Origin of the sequence: Aquimarina agarivorans (assembly GCF_000218485.1) — a bacterium.
GTDB lineage: Bacteria > Bacteroidota > Bacteroidia > Flavobacteriales > Flavobacteriaceae > Aquimarina > Aquimarina agarivorans.
Genome location: NZ_AFPB01000078.1, coordinates 19,917 through 27,713 on the forward strand (window position 1 = coordinate 19,917; position 7,797 = coordinate 27,713).

The following is a 7,797-nucleotide window of genomic DNA, read 5'->3' on the forward strand; positions in this document are numbered from 1 at the left end:
TTTTTGGAGTATTTTTAAACTTTGGGGTATTACTAAAATTATTTTTTTTTTTGAGTCATAGCTACTTTTATCCTAAATATACCTTTATTTTTTATGATTCAAACTGATTAATAAAAAATGACCACTGTAATGAATTCATTAGTTTAAAAATTTTAATTATAGACACTATATTTACAGTATGACGCAACAAATTCATAAAACACTAGGTCAAATTCCTGGAAAAGCAATTTATACTGGTAAAAAGAAAGACAGTGAATTGAGTATTGAAATTTTTGATTACAATAAAGAAAGTGTTGAAGAAAATGAAATCACTGACCTAAAGGAGGTTTCTCAGTCTTTAGGAAAAAATGGGGTAACGTGGATTAACGTGAATGGCTTAAATAATATTTCAGTAATTGAAAACATGGGTAAGTATTGTAATTTGCATCCATTGGTTATTGAGGATATTGTTCATACGGAACAACGCCCTAAGGTTGAAGAATTTGATGATTATATTTTCGTAGTGCTCAAAATGCTGTACATTAATAAGGACAATTTATTTAAAGCCGAACATTTGAGTTTAGTGGTGGGCAATAATTGGGTGGTTACATTTCAGGAAGCCGATGGTGATGTTTTTGAACCCATACGAAATCGAATTCGAAACAATAAAGGGAGAATTCGTTCAATGGAGTCCGATTATTTATTTTACGCACTCATGGATGCTGTAATTGATAATTACTTTATTCTTGTAGAAGCCATGGGTGAAAACATTGAAGCGTTGGAGGATAAGCTCTTTCAAAGAGCATCTGAAATTGATTATACCTCCGATATTCAAAGTTTAAAACGCGAAATACTAAGAATGCGAAAAGTCGTATTTCCAACACGCGAACTGGTAAGTAAGTTGGAAAAAGGAGCTCATGCTGTTATCACTAAAAAAACACAATTTTATTTTAGGGATTTGTACGATCACATTATACAGGTAACAGAAAACGTAGATATTTATAGGGAAATGACTTCTGAATTGATGCACATGTACATGAGTACCTTGAGTAATAAAATGAACGAAGTGATGAAGGTATTGACTATTATTTCTACTATTTTTATTCCATTAACATTTTTAGCGGGAATTTACGGAATGAATTTTCCCAATATTCCTGAATTAAAACTGAAGTACGGTTATTTATTCTTCTGGATTATCATAGTCATCACTTTTGTAACTCTAATTTATTACTTTAAAAAGAAGAAATGGTTGTAAAATGCAATAAGATTGTAATCAACGTATAAATTGGTGTTTTGGCGAATTTTATGTTTCAAACGCTACATTACCTATTAAAACAATTGCTAGTTAGATAACTTTTTAAATATTTATCGTTGGTGTTTAAATTAATTTTTAATAAAAATCAATTTAAATCTATTTTAAAAGTGCTTTTTTAATCTGAAATACAATTACTTAATAGTTTTATTTGAATTTATTAAAATAGCTCTTAGAGCTTCATTTTTAATAGATTTTGACAATTGTTTTTTTTATTTTAATGCATATAATTTATTGTCGTTTATATCTTCAAAATGCTATTTCTGTAACTTCTTTTAAACTTTCAACATTTTTTTTTGTGTTTTCTTTAAGAAAATTTTTCTTATTTGTGAAAATTGTAATCGTAGATTTATAAGTATTATTATCTGATAATCAGTATTGTAATTTTTAATGTTAGTTTTAAAGCCTGGAATTAATGAATTTTGCCGTAAACAATTGTTTTATGTCGATTTTCTGTTCTGTAAAATATTGCATTTATGGATTAAGCAAAACTTCATATCTACATTTATTAAAACTACTAATAGCTTTTGAGACAATCAACAATTTAACTCATGGATAAAATAATTACTCCTCTTTCAAAAAAATACGCAATTCCTTTCCTAATATGCATAATTTATAGTTGTCTTTTTATTAGTTCATCAACTAGTTATGCTCAAAATTGCTCTACAAATGCAGGTATATTGAATGAGGTGATTTGTGAAAATGATCAGCTTACATTAATGGGGAATATGCCATCTCCTGTACAAAGTGGGCCAATGTGGCAACAATTAAGTGGACCAACAGTGGTAATTGTTGATCCTACAAATCCTATTACAGATGTTTTAGGATATTCGGGAGGTAACACTTATACCTTCAGGTTTTCAGCAATCTGCGGTGATGGTATTGAATCATTTCAAGATAAAACGGTTACTGTACAGCCTATAACAACAGCTGAAGCAGGTTCAAATATAGAATTTTGTCCTGACACCATGGGTAACGTAATTATTTCCGCGAACGCACCTCAAAATCCAGGAGAAGAAGGCAGGTGGGTCATAGATCCATCAGGTAATGATGCAGGGGTGAGTATATCGGATGATGAGTCACCGATCACAACGATTACCATGCCATCTACTAGTTGCGGGATTACTACGCTTAACTGGATAATTACAGGGCCTTTTTATACCCCAGGTCAGCGATGTGTTTCTACATCTTCTATTACAGTAACTAATTTTGGTGGCGTACGGCCCGTAGAGGCGGGTAATGACCAAACATTAAGTAATTGTTATACCACTACTACAGGAACCCAACTTTTTGCCTCCTTTGGAGGTTGTGCACTTAATGGGCAACAAGGAACATGGAGTTTTGTTAGTGGTCCTTCAACGCCAAATTTTGGAAATGTTAACAACGCAGAAACATCAGTTTCAAATTTAATAGAAGGAGTTTATACGCTAAGGTGGTCCGTAGAAGGTCCTTGTTCTTCGGATTCGGATACTATGATGATAACAGTGCCTCCTGCTACTCAAGATATTACAGCTGTGCCAACCAATACGGTAGAAGTGTTTTTATGTGGAGCTACGGATTCGGTAACTTTAGAAGGAATAGTTCCTACGTTTGCAGATGAGGAAGTTCGCTGGGATCAAGTAGATGAAATTGGTCCTGGAGCTACGGTAATTCCAACAACAACTACTTCTACATTTCCAATAACTACCGTAAACGCTTTCATACAAGGTATGAATAGTGCTAATGATCCTTATATATTTAGATATACTATAATAAATACAGAAACAGGTTGTGATGCTGTAAGATTTTATAGGGTAAGATATCGTGGCTCTAGTAGAACTATCTCCGCTAATATGGGTGACGATATTGTTGGTGCGTGTGGGCAAACAAATTTTTCGTTCCCATTACAAACCACAGGTTCAGGGAGTAATACTATTAATATTGTTTCTGGACCACCAGAGTATTTGGCAACAGTCGGAGCAGTGAGTTATCCTGTTCCCGTAAATGTAAATGTTACTACAACGGGAGTAAATTTAAACGATCCAGGGGAGTATACATTAGAATTTGTTCGCTCCCAAGAAGGAGCATTTCCCCCAGTAGGATGTACTGACGGCTCTGATAGCATGAATATTACAGTATCTGGACCAGCAACACCTGCTAATGCAGGAACTCCAACAAATTTAGCTTGTGGGTCAACCTCTTTTATATTACAAGGCAATGCGGCTAGTTTGGGTAATAGCAGCGTTTGGAGTCAGATTAGTGGTCCTACAACGGTTGTTTTCAATAATACCGATACAATGTCTTCTGTACCAGGAGAATTTACAAATCAACCTGAAATTACAGGATTAGCACCCGGAACTTATGAATTTAGGTATGTAATTAGTGGGGGGATCAATTGTCCAGAGTCCGAATCTTTTGTAACCATATTTGTGAATGATTCAACACTTTCAACTGCAGCAGGTGGCGCCGATAAAGATATTTGTATTAATGCACCTGCGTATATGACAGGAAATACTCCAGCATCAGGAGAACAAGGAACTTGGTCGTTTGTTTCGGCTACACCAGCAAATGGAGATGCTATTTCTTTTTCAGATATCAATGATCCTGAGGCAGTGGTAACAGGTTTTGCATCGGCAAATACACAATATACAATACGATGGACTATTAATTATACTAACCCTGGGACTGGATGTTCCGCTGGAAATTTCGATGATGTTATTGTAGAAACAGGAGGAGTAGATAGTCCTACTGTGGCCAATGCTGGTGCTGATGGTTGTGTAAGTGCAGGTGATGCTTCTTTTAATTTATCTGCAAATGCTCCAGATGCTCTAGCAGGAGAAATGGGTATGTGGACAACAACAGCTACTAACGTATCGATAGTTGACCCGTCAAATCCTAACACACAAGTAAATGTAACTGGTTCAGGAATTGCAACTTTTGTATGGACCATAACAGGGACTTCTCCAGCGTGTGATCCAACAGTAGATGAAATAGAAATTGCCATTGCTGATATGCCAACAGCTGATGCAGGTACAGATCAATTAGGAATATGTCCTGATCCAAATACGCAAGTGACAATGAATGCAAATGCTAGTGCAGGAGCAGTAGGTACTTGGAGTTATGTTTCTGGACCAGGAGGTTTTTCTTTTAGTGACATTAACGACCCTACTGCAGTAGTAACATTTGCCCTAAGTGGTAGTTATGAATTTAGATGGACTTTAGAAGCTGGTGCATGTGGAACAAGCGATGACATTGTAGCGATTGAAATAGGAGTTCCTGCTTCATCCGCAACAATTACTCCACCAGCTAGTGATCCTATTTGCGCTAATACACTAACTTTAGTAGGCTCTACTTTCGATCCAAACCAAGAGGTAGCATCATGGTCTCTATTGTCAGGAGCTCCAAATAGTCCAAACATTGACGATCTGAGTAATGCAACCATTAATATTTCAAATTTAGTTAATGGAACTTACACTTTTAGATATGAAATTAGAAGAACAGATAACACTATATGTCCTGTAAAATTTGATGAAATTACAGTAAATGTAGAAGCACCAGCAGAAGCAGGTCCCATGTCGGTTGTTTTTTGTGGTGTGCGTAATGTACTTTTAGAAGGTACAGAAAATTCCACAGGTACCTGGTCGTATGCTCCAGGTTCGCCAACTTCTGGAACAATAACAACTATTAGTAGCTCTAATGCTAATGTAAATTTAACGCCTAACAATACACCTTATGTTTTAAGGTATAGTATTGCTGCATCTGCGAGTTGCCCAGCAACTTCGGATGATATACAAATCACTATAGACGCTGTGCCTAATCCAGAACCAGATGCTGGTGTAGATCAAGATTTATGTTTGGGGGATTTAGCAGTACCTGACCAAATTACTCTAAATGCAGTCAATGCGCCTTTAACAGGGACAGCTACTTGGGCAAATACTTTTAGACCGTCGGGTGCTTCTGCACCAACAATAAATAGTCCTAATACCCAAATGACAACAGTAGATGGAGTGGATACTCCAGGGCTTTACGTTTTTGAGTGGACTTTTGATAATGGTAGCTGTATGAAATTGGCTGATCCTGTTAGAATTATTATGTTTGAAGCACCGACAATGTCAATGGCAGGTACGGACGAAACAGAAGCCTGTCAGGTTACTTATATGACTAATGCCAATCAGCCTACTGTAGGTATTGGTACTTGGTCAATTATAGAATTTACTCCGATTGGTTCAACAACTCCAGCGGCAGTGCTGCCAGCAACTTCAATAGATAGTCCGAATAATCCAATAACAAGCCTTTCAGATATTGAACTAGGTACTTACCTGTTGGAGTGGACTATAAATAACGGACCTTTTATGTCTGGTTCTGCATGTGAGCCAAGTGCTAGTACAATTTCTGTAACTTTTAATGATGAGGTTCCTACTAAAGCAGAAGCTGGTCCGGACCAAGAATTATGTGGGGTTGACCAAACTAGATTAGAAGCTACCGCAGTGACTAGTGGTATTGGTACCTGGACGCAAACAGCTGGTCCTACGTCACCCCCAGCAACAATTACAGGTATAAATAATCCAGAAACATTCGTTTTAGACTTACAAGTAGGTACTTATGAATTTACTTGGACCACTACCACCACAGGAATGAATGGTTGCGAATTTTCGGATACCGTAATTATAGATGTAATTGGAGAACCAATTTTAGCAGAAGCTGGAGATAATCAGTGTATTCCTGAATTTAGTACAGTAACTTTAGATGCAAACATCCCTACATCGCCAGAAGTTGGAGTATGGAATCAAATATCTGGGCCATCTACAGCTAATTTTATTAACATTAATGATCCAAAAACTGCTGTCGGAGGATTGCAAGTAGGTGTTTACGAGTTTCAATGGACAATAAATAATGGGGTCTGTCCTATAGTTTCTGATTCGGTAGAAATAGAAATTAAAGGAAACGCGGATTTAGAATTGACAAAATCGGTAAACCCCACTTCTGCTAATGTAGGTGATACGGTTACTTTTACTTTAGAAATTTTTAATAATCCAGCTTTAACAACAAATACTGATGCTACTAACGTTAGTATTCAAGATGTATTACCCTCAGGTTTTGACTTAGTTGCTGGTAGTCCAACACCACAATCAGGAAACTCAGCTTCAAACGTATCTTTTGATATTGCGTCAAAAATACTGACTTGGACAGGAATTAATGTGACTAATGGAAGTACTGTTTCATTAAGTTATCAAGCAGTAGTTGCTGCTTCAGGACCTTATGCAAATAATGCTCAAATTACTGCATCAGACCAATTTGATCCTGATAGTGATCCATCTGTAAACGAAAATGTAGATGATTTGACTGATGGAGAACCTGATGATGATGAATCAACTGCTACTCTTACTATAGAGTCCGCAGATTTGTCTTTAACTAAAAGTGTTTTGCCAACATCAGCTAGTGTAGGCGATGATGTTACTTTTACGGTGAACATTACAAATGCAGGAATGGATACAGCTACAAATGTGGTCGTAGAAGATAGGCTCCCTGAAGGATACAGTAACCCAAGAACATTTAGTGCTCCTGCTACGGTAAACGGAGTAGGAAATGTGATTACCTGGAATTTAGCTACTGTGCCTACTGCAGGCGTTACTTTAACTTTTGTGGCTACCGTGAATGCCCCTACAGGTACAACAGGAGAATATAATAATGTAGCTGAAATAATAGCATCAGATCAAGCTGATCCTAATACTACTCCTGGTAATAATATATTATCAGAAAATGATCAGGATGATGCAGCAATAGTGCTAGAGCAAGCGGATTTAGCATTAACCAAGTCAATCAATCCTACTACGGGAGATGTCGGCGATCGCGTTACTTTTACTGTAGAAGTAGAAAATATTACAAGTGCAATATCTACAGGGGATGCTACTGGTGTAGAAATTACTGACCTATTGCCAACAGGCTATAGTTTAGTATCAGGAAGCGTTTCCAACGGAGGAACATTTAATTTTGCAACAGGTGCTATTGTTTGGGATAATTTGACTATTAATAATGGAGATACGATCAATTTAACATATCAGGCAGATGTAAATGCTACGGGGAATTATGTGAATGTAGCCCAAGTGACTGCTTCTGATTTACAAGACCCTAATAGTACTCCAAACAATAATGTGGCTGCAGAGAATGATCAAGATGATGCAACGTTTACAATTCTTCCCAATGTGCCTCCTACTGCGGATGATGAAATTAGTCCAAATAATATAGTTGGAAACACGGTAACTCAAGATATAATTACTGGTGATACAGACTCTGATGGAAATGTCGAGCCAACTACTGTGAACTTAATTCCACCCTCAGGATTCACAGTAAGTAATACTGTCACTGATTTAAATGGTGATGTTATAGGATTTGAAATAGACGGTCAAGGAGTTTGGAGTTATGATGAGATTACAGGAGAAGTTACATTTGATCCGATTGATGGTTTTACAGGAGATCCAGAACCTATAACTTATACTATTGATGATAACGAAGGAGCAACATCAATG

General features: G+C 36.6%; 1 protein-coding gene and 1 pseudogene. Both read left to right on the top strand.

Going from position 1 to position 7,797, the window contains the following annotated elements; all coding sequences use genetic code 11:
• The first annotated feature begins 178 nt into the window (after positions 1–178).
• Complete coding sequence (gene corA / locus GMC_RS0103615; RefSeq protein ID WP_010520855.1) at positions 179–1,234, top strand: magnesium/cobalt transporter CorA; 1,056 nt, start codon at positions 179–181, stop codon at positions 1,232–1,234.
• Between the two features lie 608 nt (positions 1,235–1,842).
• A pseudogene (locus GMC_RS0103620) lies at positions 1,843–7,797 on the top strand (DUF11 domain-containing protein); the annotation flags it as partial.

Bases quoted from the DNA above. Each gene is read 5' to 3' on its own strand.
- corA (WP_010520855.1), top strand. From the start codon at position 179: ATGACGCAACAAATTCATAAAACACTAGGTCAAATTCCTGGAAAAGCA.